General features: G+C 44.7%; 21 protein-coding genes. 5 read left to right on the forward strand and 16 right to left on the reverse strand.

The features are described 5' to 3' along the window. Window positions 1–11 precede the first annotated feature (11 nt). Together NSQ20_RS18795 and NSQ20_RS18800 are read right to left on the reverse strand one after the other, a co-directional pair. A complete protein-coding gene (locus tag NSQ20_RS18795; RefSeq protein WP_036613671.1) occupies window positions 12–737 on the reverse strand; it encodes an ATP-binding cassette domain-containing protein in 726 nt (241 codons plus the stop codon). Window positions 738–820: 83 nt separating this feature from the next. After that, complete coding sequence (locus NSQ20_RS18800) at window positions 821–2011, reverse strand: MFS transporter (RefSeq protein WP_340017673.1); 1191 nt, start codon at window positions 2009–2011, stop codon at window positions 821–823. A 380-nt stretch (window positions 2012–2391) separates the two neighbouring features. Here NSQ20_RS18800 and NSQ20_RS18805 point away from each other — a divergent pair, with 380 nt between their 5' ends. Both NSQ20_RS18805 and NSQ20_RS18810 read left to right on the forward strand, forming a co-directional pair. After that, entirely contained in the window at window positions 2392–3312 is a 921-nt protein-coding gene (locus NSQ20_RS18805) for a helix-turn-helix domain-containing protein (protein WP_340017674.1), read from the forward strand. Between the two features lie 49 nt (window positions 3313–3361). Further along, window positions 3362–4126, forward strand: coding sequence for an HAD family hydrolase (locus tag NSQ20_RS18810; protein ID WP_036613669.1), 765 nt, complete (start codon window positions 3362–3364; stop codon window positions 4124–4126). A gap of 35 nt (window positions 4127–4161) precedes the next feature. On the opposite strand, the gene NSQ20_RS18815 is transcribed toward NSQ20_RS18810, so the two are convergent. The 9 genes from NSQ20_RS18815 to pdhA all read right to left on the reverse strand — a co-directional run bounded on the left by NSQ20_RS18815 (window position 4162) and on the right by pdhA (window position 16128). Then, window positions 4162–6501, reverse strand: a complete 2340-nt coding sequence (locus NSQ20_RS18815; protein WP_340030576.1) for a DNA topoisomerase 3 — start codon at window positions 6499–6501, stop codon at window positions 4162–4164. A 125-nt stretch (window positions 6502–6626) separates the two neighbouring features. Continuing rightward, window positions 6627–7118, reverse strand: coding sequence for a Fur family transcriptional regulator (locus tag NSQ20_RS18820; protein ID WP_036613667.1), 492 nt, complete (start codon window positions 7116–7118; stop codon window positions 6627–6629). A gap of 231 nt (window positions 7119–7349) precedes the next feature. Further along, window positions 7350–8837 carry a glutamate synthase subunit beta gene (locus NSQ20_RS18825; protein WP_036673826.1) on the reverse strand — a complete coding sequence of 496 codons (1488 nt, stop codon included), beginning with the start codon at window positions 8835–8837 and terminating at the stop codon, window positions 7350–7352. Between the two features lie 616 nt (window positions 8838–9453). Beyond that, a complete protein-coding gene (locus tag NSQ20_RS18830; RefSeq protein WP_076250241.1) occupies window positions 9454–9942 on the reverse strand; it encodes a dihydrofolate reductase in 489 nt (162 codons plus the stop codon). 50 nt (window positions 9943–9992) lie between these two features. Continuing rightward, a complete protein-coding gene (gene thyA / locus NSQ20_RS18835; protein ID WP_036613661.1) occupies window positions 9993–10787 on the reverse strand; it encodes a thymidylate synthase in 795 nt (264 codons plus the stop codon). A 279-nt stretch (window positions 10788–11066) separates the two neighbouring features. Then, window positions 11067–12482, reverse strand: coding sequence for a dihydrolipoyl dehydrogenase (gene lpdA / locus NSQ20_RS18840; RefSeq protein ID WP_340030577.1), 1416 nt, complete (start codon window positions 12480–12482; stop codon window positions 11067–11069). 3 nt (window positions 12483–12485) lie between these two features. Continuing rightward, window positions 12486–13805, reverse strand: a complete 1320-nt coding sequence (locus NSQ20_RS18845; protein WP_340030578.1) for a dihydrolipoamide acetyltransferase family protein — start codon at window positions 13803–13805, stop codon at window positions 12486–12488. A gap of 176 nt (window positions 13806–13981) precedes the next feature. After that, window positions 13982–14959: an alpha-ketoacid dehydrogenase subunit beta gene (locus NSQ20_RS18850; protein WP_036613653.1), complete on the reverse strand. Its 978-nt coding sequence runs from the start codon at window positions 14957–14959 to the stop codon at window positions 13982–13984. Between the two features lie 101 nt (window positions 14960–15060). Further along, window positions 15061–16128, reverse strand: coding sequence for a pyruvate dehydrogenase (acetyl-transferring) E1 component subunit alpha (gene pdhA / locus NSQ20_RS18855; RefSeq protein WP_017688072.1), 1068 nt, complete (start codon window positions 16126–16128; stop codon window positions 15061–15063). A 256-nt stretch (window positions 16129–16384) separates the two neighbouring features. Between pdhA and NSQ20_RS18860 the strand changes: the two genes are divergently transcribed. Further along, window positions 16385–17119, forward strand: coding sequence for an alpha/beta hydrolase-fold protein (locus NSQ20_RS18860; protein ID WP_340030579.1), 735 nt, complete (start codon window positions 16385–16387; stop codon window positions 17117–17119). A 165-nt stretch (window positions 17120–17284) separates the two neighbouring features. Here the strand turns inward: NSQ20_RS18860 and NSQ20_RS18865 are convergent, their stop codons facing one another. Next, window positions 17285–17755, reverse strand: coding sequence for a low molecular weight protein-tyrosine-phosphatase (locus NSQ20_RS18865; protein ID WP_076317624.1), 471 nt, complete (start codon window positions 17753–17755; stop codon window positions 17285–17287). Window position 17756: 1 nt separating this feature from the next. Beyond that, complete coding sequence (locus NSQ20_RS18870; protein WP_036613646.1) at window positions 17757–18458, reverse strand: trimeric intracellular cation channel family protein; 702 nt, start codon at window positions 18456–18458, stop codon at window positions 17757–17759. Window positions 18459–18640: 182 nt separating this feature from the next. Here NSQ20_RS18870 and NSQ20_RS18875 point away from each other — a divergent pair, with 182 nt between their 5' ends. Further along, window positions 18641–19282: a thiamine diphosphokinase gene (locus NSQ20_RS18875; protein ID WP_076317623.1), complete on the forward strand. Its 642-nt coding sequence runs from the start codon at window positions 18641–18643 to the stop codon at window positions 19280–19282. Between the two features lie 296 nt (window positions 19283–19578). Then, window positions 19579–20079, forward strand: coding sequence for a C40 family peptidase (locus NSQ20_RS18880; RefSeq protein ID WP_076250238.1), 501 nt, complete (start codon window positions 19579–19581; stop codon window positions 20077–20079). Between the two features lie 110 nt (window positions 20080–20189). On the opposite strand, the gene NSQ20_RS18885 is transcribed toward NSQ20_RS18880, so the two are convergent. From NSQ20_RS18885 to NSQ20_RS18895, 3 genes are all read right to left on the reverse strand, one after another. Then, window positions 20190–20894, reverse strand: a complete 705-nt coding sequence (locus NSQ20_RS18885) for a response regulator transcription factor (protein WP_340030580.1) — start codon at window positions 20892–20894, stop codon at window positions 20190–20192. Window positions 20895–21013: 119 nt separating this feature from the next. Next, window positions 21014–22063 (reverse strand): ThiF family adenylyltransferase, encoded by a 1050-nt coding sequence (locus tag NSQ20_RS18890; protein ID WP_340030581.1) that lies wholly within the window; start codon window positions 22061–22063, stop codon window positions 21014–21016. Beyond that, window positions 22060–22827: a thiazole synthase gene (locus NSQ20_RS18895; RefSeq protein WP_340030135.1), complete on the reverse strand. Its 768-nt coding sequence runs from the start codon at window positions 22825–22827 to the stop codon at window positions 22060–22062. Before NSQ20_RS18895 ends, NSQ20_RS18890 begins: the two co-directional genes overlap by 4 nt. Window positions 22828–22829: the final 2 nt, after the last annotated feature.

Genomic DNA, 22829 nt, shown 5'->3' on the forward strand with positions numbered 1-22829 from the left:
TTTTCAATAGTTTAAATCTGGTTTTTTTCTTGCTGTGTCAGTCTTCGTCCACGAATATCAAAAGCAATCTTGCCTTCTGCCAATCCCCAGATCCGTGTGGCATGTTTCTCAGCAAGCTCAATAGGCAGCACTGCAATGACTGTTGCACGTTCTTCTTCACATAATTTGCGCAGCGTTTCCAGCACCGAATCTGCTGTGTGAGGGTCAAGACCAATCACTGGTTCATCGGCCAAAACGACTTTGGCACCATGAGCAAGTGCTCTTGCAATAGCAACACGCTGCTTCTCACCACCACTGAGCTTCTCTGCTATTTGATGTGCTTTATCAAGTAATCCCAATCCTTCGAGATAATCCATAGCACCCATATAATCATCGGAACGTACCATACCGGTTACCATTCTCCATACGGGAGTCTGACCCGATCGTCCGATTAATACATTTTTAAGAGCCGTACGTCTAGGAAATAATTCTGGATTTTGTTCCAAGTATGCCCATTCCCGTTTGATTTTCCGTTTTCCGGACCAGCCTTCTTTCAAAATCTCGGCGCCATCCACCGTAAATCGGCCTGAATCCCATTTCTCCATCATAGCCAGACATTTGAGCAGCATGCTTTTTCCGCTACCGCTTGAACCAACTACAGCTATCATTTCACCCTGTTGCATATCAAATCGAATATCCCGCAGAACGGGAACGCGGTCCACGCCAACGGATTTACTCAAGTTCTCTACTCTGATCATCGCGATGTCTCCTCTTGTCCATGTTTTTCCCTACCACTAGTGTACTCGGAAATGGACATCAATTTCCATGCGAACACCAGCTTCTATTTTAACACAGATTCGAACTCAGGTTTACGACGAAATAATATACCTGCCAAGCCGAAAAGAAGGTACAGGATTCCGAGCAAGGTGAACATGCTTCCGGGTGAAATCCAGTTGATCATCTGACCACCCAGATTCGGTCCAATAATACTTCCAATCGTGAAATGAAAGGATGCCACAACGTTGGCTGCAGGCAGCAAAACCTTAGGCAAAATGTCTGCGGCATAGGCCAGGCCCAGTGAGAAAAAGGAGCCGACCAGGCCGCCTGCGATTGTTAACAATACAAGCGTCCACCAGAAATGCGTACCTGCGACTGGAACCAGCATGAAGATGATTCCCCCGCTGATGCCCGCAAACATCAATATCTTCTTACGCCCATATCGGTCACTCAACATTCCGAGAGGTAATTGAAGGAACAAACCTCCAATCCCGATAAAAGGAAGCAACGACGAAATCTGATTGGTATCGAATCCAATACGTAGCCCATACACGGGGAAGTTACTATTCATACCCGCTTCCATATATCCGTATAAGAGTGCCGGTAAAAGTGCATACCAGGCCCATGTCAGACTACGACGGAAGCGACGTTCCGGCAGTTGGCCATGCTCTGCTTTTTCCGGTTTCGTATCTGGAAGCTTCATTAATACCAGTATAAGCACTGCTGCAATACAGATGAACAAGACCCAGAAAGGGACAGCATCACCGAAGCCAAGCAGCTTAATTCCCAGCGGACCAATACTGAATCCCAGACCGTAGGACATGCCATAGAGTGATATGTAGCGTCCACGTTTTTCAGGTGCAGTAACAAGCAGTACCCATAGTTGAGCCGCATAATGAAGTGCGCTGTCTCCTATTCCAACGATCAGACGCAATATGAACCATATTTTAATATCTGGTAAATACGGAAATAGTATTAAAGGGACCATGACTAATATCAGGCCACCTACAATCAGCTTTTTGAACCCTAATGCTCCCAATAACCGTTCCGCAACGAGAGTCATGGCAAAAGAGCCAATGTACAACGCGGCGGCGTTTAATCCGTTTAAACCTGGTGAAACCCCTTTTTGCTCCAAAAAAATCGAAAGCACAGGCAGCAAAAGCCCCTGACTTATTCCCGCCACCACAATAACCGTAATCAAAATGAGATAGTTGGCTGTCGAGTGTGATAGTTTGGGACGAGTAATCGATGACACGAATTCATTCCTCCTGCGAGCACACAAAGAAAAATCGCCATCGCTGACGACTTTTGTATGGTATACATATGGTTTTAAACTGCTATTCTTGAATCAGGGCTTTGCCCCGGACTTGAACATTATAGTGGACAACGCCCTGCAAAACAAGCCATAATAGAGGTTGTTCAAAAAGTTCACTTTTGATTACGAATCATGCCTAGTGGCATCATCAGCTTCGAAGATGAATTTCAGCCGAAATGTCCGTTGCTCACGTAGTTTTCCTACGCTCCGCTACTCCATTTCCATCTTCTTGGTACTGAAAACCAGACTTTTTGAACACGCACTAATCGTACTTAAGTCGCTGCGTACATTTAGATGTGACGGGAGGATTCTGCAACATTATGGCTTATCATGTGAAAATTGATGTTTCACCGATATATGAAATGCTTAACAGCTTTCTAGTTTATGTCACGAAAAAATGGATTCAGCATCTGGATATTGGTCCTGAATGGATTCTGGAAGTGGAAGGCAAACTAAGTTCCAATGTACGAGCTGCGCTCGCACCTGCTGCCACTTGGCCTTTTGATGATTTTGATGTTTTGTTTGCATGGGCAGCCTATCAAAATGATACATCGGAGAATCGTGATTTCCTGGACATGCTTGCCGGAATGGCAGCGGAAGACCTGTTTGCCCGTGTGTCTCCTCTTCTGCCGGCTCTTACAATAGAAGAATCTACGCGCATTCGGAACAGCTATGTCCCATTATTGCGACTATGGGATGAACACTACTGTCAGAATATGAGCGAAGATCAGCGTGTGTGGCTGGAAGAAGATGCCGAAGAAAAACGCATTTTGCTTGATAAAATGGGACCTGAACTTCTTATTGAATATGCTACAGCCGGTGTTCTTGTTGAACCGATGCCTGGACTGAACGAAGTCATCCTCTTCCCAACGGTGCACAATCGTCCTATTAATATGTACTGCTTCTATGAGGGTATGATGATCATGCAGTATCCCGTAGATGCACCTGAAGAGAACGAAGACCAGCCGCCAACATGCCTTTTACGTTTCACCCATGCGCTGGCTGATCCCGAAAGACTTCGCCTGCTTCGTTACGTATCAGATGAACCCAAATCCCTCGCTGAGATGTGTGAAGAATTGGGTAAAGACGAAGACACGGTCAAAGACCAGGTAATGGCGCTACGCATCGCAGGTCTGCTACGGACCCATCTGCTCGGAAGTAACCGTAAAGAGAAATACAGTATTCGGCCGGATGGCGTATCTGAATTGAATATGTTCCTGGAATCCTATATTCGCATTTAATTTAGTTGAATCATTGTGGATTTACTGGCTACAAGGAGTGAGTTAGATCATGAAAATAATGAAACAACATATTTTGTTTGACCTTGATGATACACTCGTATATTGCAACAAGTACTTCAACCTGATTTTGGGAGAATTCTTTGAGAATATGCAAGAGTGGTTTGATGGACATTCTCTGACAACACAAGAGATTCGGGAAAAACAGCTGGAGATCGATGTAACCGGAGTGAACAAGCTTGGTTTTGCGAGTCATCATTTCCCGCAATCCCTGATTGATACCTATCGTTATTTCTCCGGCAAGTTCGCCAGATTAACCTCTCCCAGAGAAGAATCTTATCTGAGCAAGTTGGGTATGAGTGTGTACGATCAGGAGGTTGAACCCTACCCTCATATGGTTGAAACGCTTGAGAACCTCAAAGGTGCTGGACACTCCCTCTACTTATATACCGGCGGCGAAACCGTGATTCAGCAGCGCAAGATTGATCAGATGAAACTCTCGGCTTATTTTGATGATCGGATCTATATCCGACAACACAAAAACGTCGAGGCACTGGAAGGCATTCTGTCTAATGGTCCGTTTGATCGTCGTGCAACCTGGATGATTGGCAACTCACTACGCACAGATATTATGCCTGCTGTAAAAGCCGGAATTCACAGCATATATATCAAACAACCGAATGAATGGCAATACAACATCGTAGAACTTCAGCCTAATCCGGAAACGTCGATGTATACCATCACTGCACTGGAAGAGGTACCAAAAGTCATACACGAAAATATACAACAGCAGCAACAGAAAAGGACCCTTGGATAAGGGTCCTTTTGCTGTATGTTAACTGTTAACTAAGATCAAGCATCCTGCTTCTCGCCAGATAATTTGCCTGTTACTACGTCCTGCAAAATAATACGCGCTTTCACCGTACTCCCGTCTTTTCGTTTGAAAGACAGCACTTGTGTACTGCCCTTCTCAATCAGCGATTTTAACATCGTACTGGTGATTTTTTTGCCTGCATACTCTTTCCAGACCACAAATGAACAGCCTTCCTTGAAACGTGAGCATCCATAACCCTTCTTGCCCTCTATAATCTGACCCGAGCAGCCAGGAGAAGGGCAAGGTGCCAGTAACTCTCTCACTCCAGATGAGCTCGCACTTGAGGACGGCGCCTTGGTGGTCGTGCTTTTCCCACTGCCAACTCTCGATGAAGATGCCGAAGTCTGACGGGACGTTTTTACAGTTGAACCGCCACTAGCCGTCTTGGCTGATGTCCTTGTATTGCCTGCCTGGGTTCTGGCTCCCTTGCCTTTCCCCCTGCCTGCCCGTGAATCTTCTCCAAAAGCATCTGCTGGTGCTGGGGCTTGTACACGCACTTTCTCAATGATGGACAAGGTGAATTTCTTAACGTTCTCCATGAACTTGTCCTGACCCGCCTCACCTTTGGAAATCTGATATAACCTTCTTTCCCATTGCCCGGTCATCTCAGGTGAAGTTAACAGATCTACACCCGCGCGACGAATCAACTCAATAGCTGTTCTGCCTTTGAGCGTTAACTGCATTTTCTTCCCTTGCAGCGTAATGTAACCTACGTTTTTGAGGCGTTCAATTGTAGCCGCACGTGTAGCCGGAGTACCCAGACCACTATCTTTCATCGCATCTCGCAGCTCTTCATTCTCGATCTGCTTGCCTGCACTCTCCATCGCTTTCAGCAATGTTCCCTCGGTATAACTTTTGGGAGGCTGGGTCGCCTTCTCCTTAAACTCACTCTTCGTACATTGAACAGGCAATTCAGGTTGTACAGCAAAAGCCTTGTCCGTCCACTCTTCAGCTTCCTCTTCCTCATTGCCGTTTTTCTTACTCTTCTTCTTGCCTGCACCGCCCTGTTCCTGATCTCCAGAACCGAGAACCACTTTCCATCCGAGGGACAACAGCTCTTTGACAGATGTCTTAAACTGATGTTTCTCCACTTCGGTGAGCACGGTATGTTGCTTATACTCTGCCGGAGGATAAAAATGAGACAAGAAACGTCTGACAATCAAATCATAGATGTTCTGCTCATCCTTGGATAAGGTACCTGGTCGCTTCAAAGTAGGTAGGATCGCATGGTGATCCTCAACCCTGCTCGGATTACATACCCCTTTATTATTCTTATGAACAAGCTCCGGCTTGGCCCCCTGCGCAAGCTCACTATAGGTACCATTTTTAAGCAGGTTTAGTGTTTTGTGCATACCTTCAATATTCTGTTCTGTAACATAGTTGGAGTTTGTCCGCGGATACGAAATCACCTTGTGTTTTTCATACAAGGCCTGTGCGATATCCAGTGTTTTTTTGGCACCATATCCAAACTTGGCATTGGCTTCACGCTGTAAAAGGGTCAGGTCATACAAACGATACGGATACTCCTTCGTCTGCTTCGCTTCGTATTTAGTAATCTGCCCTGTCTTGCCCTTCACACTGGCTGCAATGGCCTCTGCTGCCTCCGCATCGGTCAACTTATCTCCCTGACGCAGTCCCCGGTACTCGACACCTTCCTGCCGAAACCAGGCGGCTACTTCATAAAAGGTCTGTGACTGGAACGCTTCAATCTCGATTTCACGATCGTAGATTAGCGCGAGTACCGGCGTCTGCACACGGCCTACAGACAACAATGCATTATGGCGGGTTGTAAACGCCCGTGAGGCATTCATCCCGATCAGCCAATCGGCTTCACTTCTGGCGCGAGCAGCATGGGTCAGATTTTCAAATTCAGAGGCATCCTTCAGACCATCAAAACCACGTCTAATGCTCTCTGCCGTCAGATCCGATATCCATAAACGCTTTACAGGCTGACGCAGCTTCAATTGCTGTTGTATGAGGGCGAAGATGTACTGACCTTCTCTCCCTGCATCGCAAGCATTAACGATCGCTGAAGCCCGTTTTGCCAGTTCTCCAATCATTTTAAGCTGATCTTTAGTCCACGGATTGGGTACAATCTTGAACTGATCGGGTATGATCGGGAGGTCCGCTATATTCCAGCGTTTGTACTTTGTATCATAGGCATCCGGTTCAGCCAGTCCAAGCAAATGCCCTATCGCCCAAGTGATGATGTAATGTTCACCCTCCAGATACGTGCGATTGTTCTTGGCCTTTGGTTCTATGACGGCGGCAATGGTTCGACCCATGTCGGGTTTTTCCGCTATAACCAGTGTCTTCATCCGTCCATCTCTCCTCCTTCACCGTCCGCATGACGGCAAAAAGGGGCATTCCGCCGACGGAAGCCCCTTGCTTCTGAAACTCATTATATCAGATTTTGGATTCGGGAGCACCTTCCCGAAATGAATTATCCTGCTGCCTGTTCCTTTAATACATGCTTTTGTCTGCACTCTTTGCATACACCCTGGAAATCCAGACGATGATCCGTAACAGCAAAGCCATACTGACGCTCGATTTGTTGTTCCAAACGAAGCAGACCATCTTCCATAATCTCTTCCACTTTACCACATTCTGTACAGATCAAATGATGGTGGTGATGGGAACCGTCTGTACTTCGCAGATCAAAGCGCGCAGCGCCGTCACCAAAGTTGATCTTTTCAACGACCTGAAGGTCACTCAGCAGTTCGAGAGTGCGGTATACGGTAGCCAATCCAATCTCAGGGAACTGCTCCTTAACCAGCAGAAATACTTCCTCTGCGCTAAAATGATCCTTTTCATGTTCAAGCAATACACGTACAGTAACTTCCCGTTGTTGTGTTAACTTATATCCTTTTTCAACCAATTGATTTTTAATGTGAAAGATCTGTTCTGAAATGGACTTGTCCCGGTTACTTGCCATAGCAGGTCGCACCTCCGATTTATATTCATTGAAATTTACTTTTATCGTACGGATTCATGGTTTCAGTTAATCCTTATTTATAATAATTATAATATAATAATAAATCTTTATCACTTAAAAAGCAATGATATTGCTCACACTTACATGAAATATGTAGTCAATTTGGTTAAAATAACAGCAAACAACCCTCGCTGATCGCGAAGGTTGTCATTGATATCTTGTTCTATACTTTTACACCAGAACCGAAGCACCCATCAAGTATTTGTCCACTTCACGAGCAGCCTCACGGCCTTCATTAATTGCCCATACAACCAAGCTTTGACCACGACGCATGTCACCTGCTGCAAATACTTTATCCACATTGGTGTTGTATTTGCCGTAACGTGCCTTAACGTTTGTGCGACGATCTGTTGCAAGTCCCAGTTGCTCTACCAACGTTTGTTCCGGTCCATCAAAACCAATGGCAATCATGGCCATCTGAGCCGGGAATACACGCTCTGTACCTGGAATCGGCTGATAAATCTTGCGACCAGTCTCATCCACAATACGCTCGATCTGTACTGTATGCAATTCTTTGAGGTTCCCCTCATCGTCTCCGACAAATTTCGTTGTCATGATGGAGAACTCACGCGGATCTTGACCAAACAACGCTTTGGCTTCCTCTTGCGCATAATCAAGTGTGTATACGTTCGGGAATTGTGGCCAAGGATTATTAATGCGATCACGCTCCATAGGCGCTTGTGTATGCGTACCGAATTGAGTGATCGTACGACAACCATGGCGCAGCGATGTAGCCACACAGTCAGATCCTGTATCACCGCCACCAATGACGATAATATCTTTATCTTTAGCGGACAGATATTGACCATCTTCCAGATTGGAGTCCAGATAACTCTTAATACTGCCATTCAGGAAATCCATTGCGTAATGAACGCCTTTCAAGTCGCTGCCTTCAATATTGAATTCACGCGGCTTCGTTGCACCACCGCACAATACAACAGCGTCATATTCATCCACCAGTTGTTGTGCTGCAATATCTTTACCAATCTCGGTGTTCGTAATGAATTGAATGCCTTCTGCTTCGAGCAGATCAACACGACGTTGAACTACGTTTTTATCCAATTTCATCGTTGGGATACCGTACATCAGCAATCCGCCGACACGGTCCGAACGCTCATATACGGTTACCGAGTGTCCTGCTTTATTCAACTGAGCCGCAGTAGCTAATCCCGCTGGACCTGAGCCTACCACAGCTACACGTTTACCCGTACGTTTTTCAGGAGGTTGGGGAACGACCCATCCTTCTTCGAAACCTTTTTCAATAATTGCTTCTTCAATCGTTTTGATGGTTACAGGCTGACCGATTAAGCCAACTGTACATGATCCTTCACAAGGAGCTGGACAGACGCGACCTGTAAACTCTGGGAAATTATTCGTTTTGTGAAGGCGCTCAAGTGCTTCTCTCCACAGTCCGCGATATACAAGATTATTCCATTCTGGAATCAGGTTATGCACGGGGCAACCTGACGTGCCGCCAATCATATCTATACCTGTATGGCAATACGGGGTACCACAATCCATGCATCGTGCACCTTGTGTTCTGAGCTCTTCTTCAGCCATGTGTTTATGAAACTCTTCCCAATCCTTAATCCGCTCCGCTGGCTCACGATCTGTTGGCAGTTGACGTTTGTATTCCATAAATCCAGTAGGTGTAGACATCTTACGTTTTCCCCCATCCGTTCTTGTCTTAATCCCTTCATGTGCATGGTTCTATATGAAATGGATTACTCATTACTTGAGTTTTTGTCTATTGTATCACAAAATCTTCTCGAAGATATTTCAATTATAGTAGCATTTACTGTGCTGAATATTAAATGGATTATCCGCATAATTATTTGTATTTTATACATCATATCTTTCAAGTCTACCCATGGTCAATACCCTTATTTTGGTGTTAAATGTGATTTTGAACTGCGAAATCTGGTGTGTGTTAAAGAAATAAAAGGTCGAAACGTTAAGTAAATGTCAGATAATTTGTCATCAAATCCAACATATTTTGCTATAAATCGTTCTCAATTCCGAATATCAGACCTGTTTTAGGGCTTCACAACGTTAAAACCCCAAAACTTTTACACTTTTTTACTGTTTAATGCTTGGCCGTATGTATAATATACATAAATACCAATTACTCATGTGATATTAATGTTATATGTATTCCAGTTTAAACAAGTGACTCATTTTTTTTATAAAGAAAAGACGCTGTTCACGAATATTTCGCAATCAGCGCCTCTCATCATACAAATACGACCGAAGTCAGGAATTTCTTATGCCACATTTACCGTTTACGTTCGTAAAATTCAAATGTATACGCATGAACATTTTTTTCATCCTGTTCGCCTTCAATCTGTTCAATCAGTTCCCATTCGGACCAATCCACTTCAGGGAAAAACGTATCTCCCTCAAAATTCTCATGAATTTTGGTCACCACAAGACGATCTGCAAGTGGCAGGAACTCACGATACACTTGGGAACCCCCAATTACGCACAGTTCCTCACCTTTGGTTACACTCAGACCCTCCTCAATCGTATGTACGACTTCAGCCTGTTCCACCTTGTAGTTCAGATCTCTTGTCACTACGATATTACGACGCTGAGGAAGCGGCTTACCGCCAAAAGATTCCCACGTATTACGTCCCATGATAATGGTTTTGTTCAGCGTACGTTGTTTGAAAAAGGCCATATCCTTGGGTAAACGCCATGGAATCGAATTATTTAATCCGATCACACCGTTCTCCCCCATTGCCCATACCAATTCAATACTCAAGGGTAATACACTCCTTCAATCCAAGTCTCTTGTCGAGATTGAACACATAATTAGACTGCAATTGGAGCTTTAATGCCCGGATGATGCTGATAGTTCTCAAACTCGAAATCTTCAAACTTATAATCAAAAATAGAATCCGGTTTACGTTTGATTACAAGCTTAGGTAAAGCATAAGGTTCACGCTCCAGCTGAGTTTTAACCTGATCAACATGGTTAGAGTAGATGTGAACATCCCCTCCAGACCAGATGAAATCACCTACCTCCAGATCACATTGCTGAGCGATCATATGAGTCAAGAGCGCATAACTCGCGATGTTAAACGGCAATCCGAGGAACGTATCCACGGAACGCATCGTAAGCATACATGATAATTTACCCTCTGCAACGTAAAACTGAAACGCAAAATGACAAGGTGGAAGTTTCATATTGTTGATCTCAGCCACATTCCATGCACTGACAAGGTGACGACGCGAATCCGGATTATTTTTGATCGAATCAATGACTGCAGCGATCTGATCAATTTTTTCTCCGTTTGGCGCTTCCCATGTACGCCACTGCGAGCCGTATACCGGACCGAGATCCCCATTTTCGTCCGCCCAGTCGTCCCAGATCTTCACACCGTTTTCTTTCAAATAAGATATATTGGTATCGCCACTCAAAAACCATAACAGTTCATGAATAACCGATTTGAGATGAATTCGTTTGGTTGTTACCAGCGGAAATCCTTCGGAGAGATCATAACGGAGTTGTCTGCCAAATACAGATTGTGTCCCCGTTCCTGTACGGTCTCCTTTATGCACGCCGTTGTTCAGAATATCCTGCAATAAATCAAGATAGTTTTTCATGTTGTTATCCCCTCGCACTTCTTATTTGTTACCTATTCAGACTAAGACTGGCATACACCACATCACGTCCGATCATTTTAATATTGTATCATTTGAGCCTCTGGATAAAAAGGGCTTCCTCAAACATTATGCTATGTGTGACATTATAGTATAACATGTAAACCTTCACATGATCTCTCCGATTTTTTTAAAACAAAAAAAGAGACGAATAACGCGTTAACGTCATTCGTCTCTTCTGATATACGTATAATGCCGGACGGATCCAAAACTTAGATGATCTTAACGGGAGATGATGTGGATCGGGTGACCCATAACCAATTCCGCAGCTTCCATCACGATTTCGCCCAAAGTTGGGTGAGCGTGAATTGTGAGAGCCAGATCTTCCAAAGTAGCGCCCATCTCAATTGCCAAACCAAGCTCAGCAATCAAGTTGGAAGCTTCCAGACCTACGATTTGGCAACCCAATACAAGGCCGCTTTCTTCGTCAGCTACGATTTTCACGAAGCCTTCAGCGTGGTTCAAAGATACAGCACGGCCGTTACCCGCATAAGGGAACTTGCCTGCTTTTACTTTGTAACCTTTTTCTTTAGCTTCTTTTTCAGTGAAACCTACGCTGGAACATTCTGGATCTGTGAACACAACAGCTGGCATACATTTGTAGTCAACTACAGATGGTTGTCCTGCGATTGCTTCAGCAGCCACTTTACCTTCATAAGAAGCTTTGTGTGCCAGAGCCAAGCCAGATACGATGTCACCGATAGCAAAGATGTGAGGAATGCTGGTACGACCTTGGTGGTCAACTTTGACAAATCCACGCTCGTCAACGTCAACACCAATCATGTCGAGACCCAGTTCTCCATCTGTGTTTGGACGACGTCCAACAGTTACCAGCAGGTAATCTGCAGTTACTTCTTTGGACTCACCATTTACAGAGTACTTAACAGTTACATCTTTATCCGTTTGCTCAGCACTTTCAGCTTTTGCACCCGTTACGATTTCGATGCCTGTTTTCTTCATGTTTTTAGCCACGAGGCTAGTCATGTCTTTATCGAAACCTGGCAGTACTGTATCCAAACCTTCGATGATTGTTACTTTTGCACCGAATTTGGAGTACATTTGACCAAGCTCAGCACCGATATATCCGCCACCGATAACGATCATGCTTTTTGGTACTTCAGGCAAGTTCAGAGCTTCTGTCGAAGACAGAATGCGTCCACCAAATGGGAAAGGTTTCAGTTCGATTGGACGGGAACCTGTTGCAATAATTGCATTTTTAAATTTGTAACGCGGAGACTCGTGGTCATTGAATACACGAGCTTCGTTTTCGTTGATGAACATGCACTCACCGTTGAAAACTTCAACTTTGTTGCCTTTGAGCAAACCAGCTACGCCGCCAGTCATTTTCTTAACAACGCCGTTTTTGAACTCTTGAGTTTTGCTGAAGTCCACTTTTACGTTCTCAGCAGAGATACCAAACGCTTCACCGTGAAGTGCAGACTCATATTGGTGTGCAGCAGAGATCAGGGCTTTGGATGGAATACATCCACGGTTCAAACAAACACCGCCCAGTTCGGATTTGTCTACGATCAATACGCTTTGGCCCAGTTGAGCAGCGCGGATGGCAGCTACATAGCCGCCAGGACCCGCACCAATTACTAATGTGTCGATATTGAGAGAAGCGTCGCCTACTACCATATCTTACACCTCCATAACAAGCAGCTCAGGGTTAGCGAGCAGCTGTTTAATGTAATTCATAAAGTTTTGTGCTGTTGCGCCATCGATGATACGGTGGTCAAAGCTCAGGGAAAGAGCCATTACAGGTGCTGCAACTACTTCGCCGTTTTTGATCACTGCTTTTTCGCTGATACGTCCTGTTCCGAGAATAGCAACTTCAGGGAAGTTGATGATTGGAGTGAAGAACATACCGCCAGCAGAACCGATGTTACTGATGGAGATTGTGCTTCCTCTCATTTCATTCGCGCTCAATTTGCCCTCACGACCACGAGCAGCCAGATCACGGATAGAATCAGCAATCATCCAGATGGATTTACGATCAGCATCTTTGATAACAGGAACGATCAAGCCGTTGTCTGTATCTGTAGCGATACCGATGTTGTAGTATTTTTTGTAAACAATTTCGTTAGCTTCTTCATCAATCATAGCGTTCAGAGCCGGGAATTGGCGGGAAGCCGCAACCAGTGCTTTAACGATGAATGGCAGATAAGTAACTTTTGTTCCTTTTTTCTCTGCAATTGGTTTCATGCGAGTACGGAAAGCAACCAATTCAGTTACGTCCACTTCGTCCATAATTGTAACGTGAGGTGCTGTGTAAGCCGATTTAACCATTGCATTAGAGATCGCTTTACGGATACCTTTGAATGGTACGCGCTCTTCTTCAACGTGTTGATCAGCTGCAACTGCTGGTGCTGCGGATTTTTTCTCTTCTTGAGCCGGAGCTTCGGAAGATGCCGCTGCGGAAGAACCGCCACCGTTTTTGAAGGATTCAACATCTTCTTTGGTTACTTTACCGTTGTTGCCAGTGCCGTTAACCTGAGCGATGTCTACACCTTGTTCGCGAGCAAATTTACGCACGCTTGGTGTTGCCAGAACGTCTTTGGCAGGTACTGCGGGAACGCTGTTGTTGCCGCCTTCTTTAGCTGCATCCGAGCTCGAAGCTGCTGCAGAAGAACCGCTTGTGTCAGCTCCGCCTTGAGCTGCATCTTTCTCTTGCTCGCCTTGATCGCCAGCAGGAGCGTCATCTTGCTCAGGAAGTTCGCCTTCTGCATCGATGATCGCTACAACTTCACCAACGTGGCAGACTTGACCGTCTTTAGCGAATACTTCTGTAACTGTTCCGTTAACCGGACAAGGTACCTCTACAACCGCTTTGTCGTTTTGTACTTCCATGATGATGTCGTCGTCAGTTACTTTGTCACCGACTTTGATGTGCATCTTGATGATTTCGCCTTCGTGCAGGCCTTCGCCCAATTCAGGGAATTTATATTCAAATTTAGCCAACTGAAAAACCTCCTTGATTATGTGCTCAATCCTGAAAACAACCCTTAACTCCAAGAAACAACTGTTACTGCTAATGCAAATAACTGTTACTCAAGGGGCTAATGGCTGTTTACAGTGCAGCTTGCGCTGCGGTGTGAATCACCATACTGCGCCTTGCGGCATGTCAGATGATTAAATTAGAAATTTACGACTTTGTTAACCGCAGCAATGATACGCGCCGGGTTAGGCAGCCATGTATCTTCGATTTGTGCAAATGGATATACAGTGTCCGGACCAGCTACACGCAGAACCGGCGCTTCCAAGTGCAGGATTGCTTTTTCATTGATTTGGGCAATGACTTCAGCTGCAACACCTGCGCTCTTTTGAGCTTCCTGTACAACAATTGCACGGTTTGTTTTCTTAACGGAAGCAACGATAGTATCGATGTCGATCGGGCTAACCGTACGAAGGTCGATAACTTCAACTTTGATTCCTTGTTTTTCGAGTTCATCTGCTGCTTTCACAGAAGTGTGAACCATCATACCGTAAGTAATAATCGTTACATCGGAACCTTCACGAACAACGTTCGCTTTGCCCAATTCAACAACGTAATCTTCTTCAGGCACTTCTGCACGGAAAGCATGGTACAAGTTCAAGTGCTCCATGAAGAATACAGGATCGTTATCGCGAATAGAAGCGATCATCAGACCTTTTGCATCGTAAGGGTTAGAAGGAATTACGACTTTGATACCTGGTGTTTGCGTGAGCAGACCTTCCAGGGAATCTGTATGCAATTCTGCCGCTTTTACGCCGCCACCGAATGGTGTACGGAATACGATTGGAGAATTGTATTTTCCACCGGAGCGGAAACGCATACGAGCAGCTTGCACTACCATTTGGTCAAGGGCTTCGAAGATAAAACCAACGAATTGGATCTCAGCAACCGGACGGAAGCCTTGTACACCCAGACCTACAGCCAGACCACCAATAGCGGACTCAGCCAGTGGTGTATCAAATACACGCTCTTCGCCAAACTCTTTTTGCAGACCTTCCGTTACACGGAAAACGCCGCCTACATTACCTACGTCTTCACCGAAAAGCAGAACGTTAGGATCACGTTTCAACTCCACGCGAAGCGCATCACGGATTGCTTCTTTCATGTTCATTTGTGCCATTTGCTTCATTTCCTCCTTAAACATTGACAGTTCACATTTGAATTCGTACATGTATACCGGGACATTAAAGTCGCGGATGTTTATGCTTTATCGGAAAAAACTTATTGGAAATCAGCTTTTTGCTCTTCCAAGTGCTTAGGCGTTTGTTCGAACATGCTGTCGATCAAGCCTGAAATCGTCATTTTCTCGGTTTTTTCCGCTTTTTTGATCTCTTCATTTACTTTAGCTTTTGCTTCTTCTTTCACACGTGCTGTATCTTCTTCAGTCCAAAGACCTTTTTTCTCCAGATATTTAGCGAAACGTGCGATAGGATCTTTAGCAGACCATTCTGCCTCTTCTTCTTTTGTACGATACTTGGAAGCATCATCCGAAAGGGAGTGAGGACGGAAACGGTAAGTTACTGCTTCGATCAATGTTGCGCCTTCTCCGTTACGTCCACGCTCAGCAGCTTCCTGAACAGCTTTGATAACAGCGAAGATGTCCATACCGTCAACTTTAACACCTTTGATACCTGCTGCTACCGCTTTGTGAGCGATGGAAAGAGCTGCAGTTTGTTTAGCAAAAGGAGTAGTGATGGCATAACCATTGTTTTGTACAAAGAAGATAACAGGCAGTTTGTATACACCAGCGTAGTTCAGACCTTCATAGAAGTCACCTTCAGAAGAACCGCCATCACCTGTGTACGTGATAACAACTTGTTTTTGTTTCTTCAATTTGTAACCCATAGCGATACCCATTGCATGCAGAATTTGTGCACCAATGATGATTTGTGGCATCAATACATTAACGCCATCTGGAATTTGTCCACCATGTTGGTGTCCACGGGAGTACAAGAATGCTTGATAAAGAGGAAGTCCATGCCATACGAGTTGCGGAATGTCACGATAGCCAGGACATACAAAGTCTTCTTTTTCAATTGCAAATTCACTACCAACCATTGTCGCTTCTTGACCAGATACTGGAGCATAGAAACCAAGACGACCTTGACGGCCCAGGTTTACTGCACGGTCATCCCAAGTACGGGTAAATACCATGCGGTACATAATTTCTTTTAATTGATCATCGGAAAGTGTAGGCATCATGTCTTTGTTAACAATTTCGCCGTCAGGAGACAGCACGGACAGAGCTTCTACATCCTCTGTATACACTTCATAAGGAACCTTGCTCATTTTTTTCTTCACCTCAACAAAAAATTTGAATATCAAGTTCCGCTGTTATAATATTATTATACACCTGTTTCACTCCATACGTCAAAGAAATCCGTAATTTTTTTATGTTTCCTGTCGGATTGTATGTATAACAGGGGCTTAATATTGGTATAACAGCATAATACATGATTGCGTGTTTGACCTAACCCCGCACAAGGGTAATCTTACCGTATTGCGCGGTCGAATGCAAAAAATTAACCGAGAAAGGTGACGTTTTATGACGGATTCCCGCTATTTGAAACGCACGATTGTGAAGGAAGAGATTGAAAGTCGCTATCTCGGAGAGAAGCGAACGCTCCGTATTTACCTTCCTCCGGGCTATAACGAATTGCTTAGCTACCCTGTCGTTTATTGTCAGGATGGCGAAGAATTTTTTAATTTCGGACGAATTGCTACAACAGCTAACCAAATTATTCTGGACGAAGGAGCCGAACCTTTCATTATTGTAGGGATTCAGGTCGATGTGTCTGTGAGAACGCAGGAATATGCCCCATTTGGAGATCGATTCAAGGCATATACCGCTTGCTTCGCTGAAGAGATTATTCCCTATATAGAAGAGAAATATCCTGTGCGTCCATCTCCGCAGGAACGCATTCTTGCCGGAGACTCGCTCGGTGGCAGTGTTTCGCTTCATCTTGCTCTGTTATATCCGGATCTGTTCACACGTGTGATCAGCATGTCTGGCGCCTTCTACTCTGCTTCACAGGAAATCTATGCCGCAGCTGAAGATCTGTCTTGGCTCTCGATCTGGATGATTGTTGGTTTGCAGGAAACTGATTTTGAGGCAGACACGGGTACGTATGATTTTATTCAATTAAACCGGGATACTCGAGAATTGCTGGAAAAACGTGGTGCCCTCGTCTCCTACCAGGAGAAAGACGGAAAACACCAATGGGGTTTTTGGCAGAAGGAATTGCCCGAAGCATTACTTTATTTTCTCCAGGAAAGATAAAACGATCACTTTAACAGGCGGCTGAAATGCCGCTATTGTTTTTCATTTTAATGATACCGCTTACAATTGTAACCTGAAAAAGAAGCAGGATATCCTGCTTGCTTTAAGTGCTCTAATCCTGCTTCTTTGTCGAATTACAAATTAAGCATGAATTTTGTTTGCTTTTTAGGCTAAGGAATGTTCCGCTTCAATCTTACTCAACAGAACATCGCAGCCTGCGTTAACCAGCTCGTACACCTCTTCAAAATTACCTGTGTGATACGGGTCTGGTACTTCTCTAAGCTTCTCATCCGGAAGCATGTCCATGAACTTGATGATTTCCGCCTCAGCTCCGCCTGGAACGTTGCGCACATTATCTGCATTGGAATTATCCATACACACAATGTAATCAAATTGAGTAAAGTCTTCGCTGGCGAACTGTCTTGCTGCCATGTTGGCATAAGAAATCTGGTACGAATCCAGCAATTTTCGAGTCCCTTCATGCGGAGGTTTACCAACATGCCAGTCCCCTGTACCCGCTGAGTCCACACGAATCTGGTGTTCAAGCCCCTTCTCCAGGACTTTGTGACGCAAAACGGCTTCAGCCATTGGTGATCTACATATATTGCCCAGACATACAAACAAAACATTAATCATATTAATCCCCCTTGCTTAACGTACCTTGAAGTACCGACGATGTTGGCTGTGTCACAATGTTCTCCGGCTGAGGACTGACGTTTCCGGTCTCAGATGGTACGAGCGAACGACGTGGCAGTTTCCATTTATAATGTACAGAACACATCCGGAAGAACACAACGGCCGCAAAACAAAATAATAATCCAGCATTCGTTGTTAACCAGCCCATACCTATAACAAAACCGGCTGTCATTGCCCATACAGCATAGATTTCGTCACGCAATACAAGCGGTTTACGTCCAGCAAGCACATCACGAATAACGCCTCCACCAATACCGGTCATCACTGCTGCAACGATAACTGCGCTAATAGGATGTCCCATGTTCGCCGCGTAGAGCGCCCCTTGAATTGCAAATGCTGCGAGTCCGATTGCATCAAACAGCGCCTCTGTTCGCTTCCAGTGACTAATCCACTTGAGAGGTAATATAAACGCAATCGCTACTGATACTAGGGCTAACATAATAAGTGATCCCTGACTCCACAGTGTCGTTACAGGTATACCTATAAGTACATTCCGGATAATCCCGCCTCCGAATGCCGTGACAAGTCCAAGCACTAGAACACCCAGAATGTCATACTCCTCTTCCATTGCCACGAAGGCACCGGACATTGCAAATGCGATAGTGCCTATAATGCTGAATACTTCAAAAATGTGTAAGTCCAACCTGTTCAAACCTCACTTTTCAAGTCATCTCCATGTCGCTCTACCCATTGTATCCGCGAGCACTGAAATTGTGCAACCACATTTTGTGGATTATACTGGTTTGGTGAATATATTTGTACAGGTTCCAACATTATATTTGAACAATGGACTATTTTTCTCTGAATTAGGAAGGATGAAATAAAATGACGGCGAAACGGATTATTATTTTTACAGGCGGAAACTTATCTGTACAATTACTTCAGGAAATACGAGAAGATGATATGATCATCGCGGCCGATCGCGGTGCATTATTTTTAATTGAACACGGAATTCAGCCACACATTGCAGTAGGAGACTTCGACTCCATTAATGAAGAGGAACGTATCATTGTAAGTAACAATAGCATTCGGTTCATTACATGCGACCCTGTTCACAAAGATCTTACTGATACAGAAATGGCTTTTGAGACAGCGCTAGATTACGAACCTTCTCACATCTTAATGTTAGGTGCTACAGGTACACGTATGGATCACACACTCGCCAATGTACATATTATGGTTCGCGCGATGCAGCATCATATCTCCTGTGCCATTCAGGACAAGCACAATTACATGACACTGACCACATCCAAAGCTGTGGTTGAGGACCGTGACTATAAATATGTTTCTCTGCTCCCCTTGACTCATGAAGTTACAGGAATAACTCTAGATGGTTTTATGTATCCGCTAGATCAAGCCACCATTCGCATGGGACAATCCTTGGGTGTAAGCAACAAGCTCTTAGGCTCCTCCGGTACAGTCACTATTGATAGCGGCTTATTACTGATTATTCAGAGCAAAGATTGAATCTACTCGTATGCTGCATAGTTATTTATTACGTTTTTGTAACCAGTGATTCAATCAAGAAAATAGGTTCACACATAATAAAGACCCTTGATATTCAAGGGTCTTTGTTGTTTCATCATTATTCTTCATTCGTCAATGATTAATTTTTTGACATTTTTAATCATATTTTAATAAACATACCCAAACCATTGTGGTGCAAGGGATTACACTCCCCTATCCAATTTCTAGGCTGTTACAAAGCTGTTATACTCGCTCTAGCAACTTAACGAAAACGAATTTTGGAGGTACTAACTAACATGAAAACAAACATCTTTGTCCAAAAGGCCGTAACCGTCGGGTTGTGCGCTACACTAGGTTTTGGAGCTGTATTAATGACTAACGCACCTGTTGCACAGGCAGCAACTGCTTCTGTATCCACAGGTCAACAGATTGTTAACTATGGTAAACAATTTACTGGAACTCCATATAAATTTGGTGCTTCAACCTCAACAACCAAAGTTTTTGATTGCTCTTCTTTTATGAAATATATTTTCAAAAAGTATGGTGTAGATTTGCCGCGCACTTCCGTGAACCAATCCAAAGAAGGTAAAGCTGTGTCTAAAGCTAATCTCCGTGTCGGAGATCTGGTATTCTTCTCCAGCGGTAGCCGTTCTACCGGTTCCAATGTCACTCACGTAGGCGTTTATGCGGGAAATGGTAAGATTCTGCATACGTACGGATCTCCAGGCGTAACCCTCTCTGATCTGGACTCTGGTACTTGGAAGAGAACGTATGTTAAAGCTCGTCGTGTACTTTAGATTCACATCATAGCTAATGAGTAAGGACCGGGGGTATTATCCGGTCTTTTATTTTTACCCTCTTTTTTCCACACTCTAAACTGGTGATTCATGGAACTAACCTTCGTAATCTAATTTTTATCATGCAACATATAACCGATCCCACGCACAGTATGAATCAGTTTCACACTTCTTCCCTTATCCACCTTAACCCTCAGATGTTTGATATACACATCCACAACGTTGGTATCCATCGCATATTCATAGCCCCATACTTCCCGCAAAATATCACTCCGGGTACATGCTTCATTCACATGCAGGGCCAGAAATTCCAGCAATTCGTACTCTTTTGGTGTTAATGTCAGGTATTCACCCGCACGATTTACCCGTCTTGAACGCAAATTCACTTTAAGATCATCAACTACAATTACTTCTTCGCCCTCTGGTGTTGCATTCGCAAAAACACGCAATAAGTTTCGTATTCTGGCAAGCATTACGGTCATGTGGATAGGTTCCTCCATCACGTCATTAGCTCCATAATCCAGCCATTCCACGATGAACTGAGGAGATGCAATTGAAGTAATAACCAGTAGAGGTATAACCTGACCTTTATCTAACCATCGTTTTAATTCTAATTTCTGATCCTGTCCACCATGTTTCGTCCCCTCTTCCCGGTCTACCAGGATGATCAGGTTAATATGCAACAACGAAGGCTCGACGGATTGGTTTAGTTCGGACCACTCCATTCGTTGCACCTCATACCCTTCGCTACATAAAACATCCTGAATAAGGCTGACCTGCTCTCCTGCTCCAATCAGTAAAATGGCTGTTTTCACTCTTTTTCACCCGGCCTGTCTCTATCCCCACCGCTCGCAGCAATGGTTGGTACAGATAGCATGCCGTAAAATGAAAAAGTCCATTCCCTCAAGGGAACAGACTTTGCTTCTTTCTTGCTTTAACCAAAGTAGCGATGGACGAGCGTACGTGCTTCAGCTGTGTCTTTTGTTCCGTGTACGAGGACACGTCCATCTTGGAAAATAACCATTCTATGGACTCCTGTTGTAAAAGAAACCAGAAACGGATTGGATTCCACTTTTCCTTCTTGAAGTCTATCCAGACGTTCCGCTGTTTGTTGAAGATCCAGATTCATGCGCCGTGCAGGTCGGATCTGAACGGTGTCCCTGCCACACAACACATCGGTTTTCTCCAGATTGGACGCAGAAAGATATGGATACGTTGCCGAAGTACCGCAGGAAGGACAGTCTTTCTTTTTCGCACCATCCACATTGATGGATATGTATTCGTTCCTCCACACGTCAAATGACAATAACTTACGTCTCAATGCATTTGCATTGCCACTAAGTAACTTCATCGCCTCTGCGGTCTGATTCGCCGTTACCATCTGTACCGCTTGAGGTATGATGCCAGACGTATCACAGGTATCTCCACCCAGAGGGACTTCACCCAGCAAACAATTTAAACATGGCGTATCTCCGGGCATAAACGTATAGGTAATACCATAACTACCTACGCATCCACCATAAATCCAGGGAATACCGTGCTTCTGTGCCATATCGTTAATGAGTAGTCGGGTATCAAAATTATCCGTTGCATCCATGATCAAGTCTGTATGCTGAACGAGTTCTTCCAACTCATCTACTCTGACGTCCAACACTTTCCCTTCCACATGAACCGTGGAATTAATGGCAGATAAACGTTTTTCCGCCGCCATTGCCTTCGGTATCCGCTCAAGCGCGTCCTGTTCTACATATAATTGCTGCCGCTGCAGGTTACTCCACTCCACATAATCACGATCCACAATCGTTAAGTGTCCGACTCCTGAACGAACTAACGTTTCTGCAATTCCTGTTCCAAGTGCGCCAGCGCCTACAATTAAAACTCTGCTGCCCTTTAATCTGGCCTGGCCTTCCTTACCAAGTGACGCGTACCGTTCCTGTCTGGAATAACGATCGGCCTGCTCGGAAGATGTTAATTGATCTGTCATGTATGAACCATTCCTTCCACCGGACTACTGGCTGCTGCATAACGCTTTACGGGAATCATGCCTGCCTCATATGCCAATCTACCCGCTTCTACCCCCAATCGCATCGCTTTAGCCATGCTCACTGGATCCCCTGATCCGGATACGGCTGTATTTAACAATACGCCATCGGCACCAAGTTCCATCGCATAAGCAGCATCTTTTGGGGAGCGCAATCCTGCATCCACAATTACAGGTACAACGGCCTGCTCAATGATGATCTCAAGGTTATAGGGATTGATGATACCTCTACCAGCTCCGATGGGAGAAGCGCCAGGCATTACAGCATGTACGCCAAGTAATTGTAGCCTTTTGGCCAGAATGACATCATCCGAAATATAAGGCAATACCGTGAAGCCCTTTTCCAGCAAAATTTCGCAAGCCTTGTACGTTTCAATCGGATCTGGGAGTAACGTCATTCCATCTCCGATGACTTCGACTTTTATCATATCACAAAGTCCTGAAGCCCGCGCAAGCTCGGCAATCCGCACCGCCTCTTCCGCAGTGAAAGCCCCTGCCGTATTCGGAAGAAGTGTGTATTTATCCAGATCCAACGTATCCAGGAAATGCTTCTGGTTACGCTCTTCCAGATTCAGACGACGAACAGCAAAGGTTAAAACTTCCGTTTCAGATGCTTCCACAGCCTGACTTTGCACTTCCAGATCCGAAAACTTACCTGTTCCAAGCAACAATCTGGACTCAAACGTATATTTACCAATGTTCAACATTA

It is taken from the genome of Paenibacillus sp. FSL K6-1122 (genome assembly GCF_037977015.1).
Taxonomy (GTDB): Bacteria; Bacillota; Bacilli; order Paenibacillales; family Paenibacillaceae; genus Paenibacillus; species Paenibacillus amylolyticus.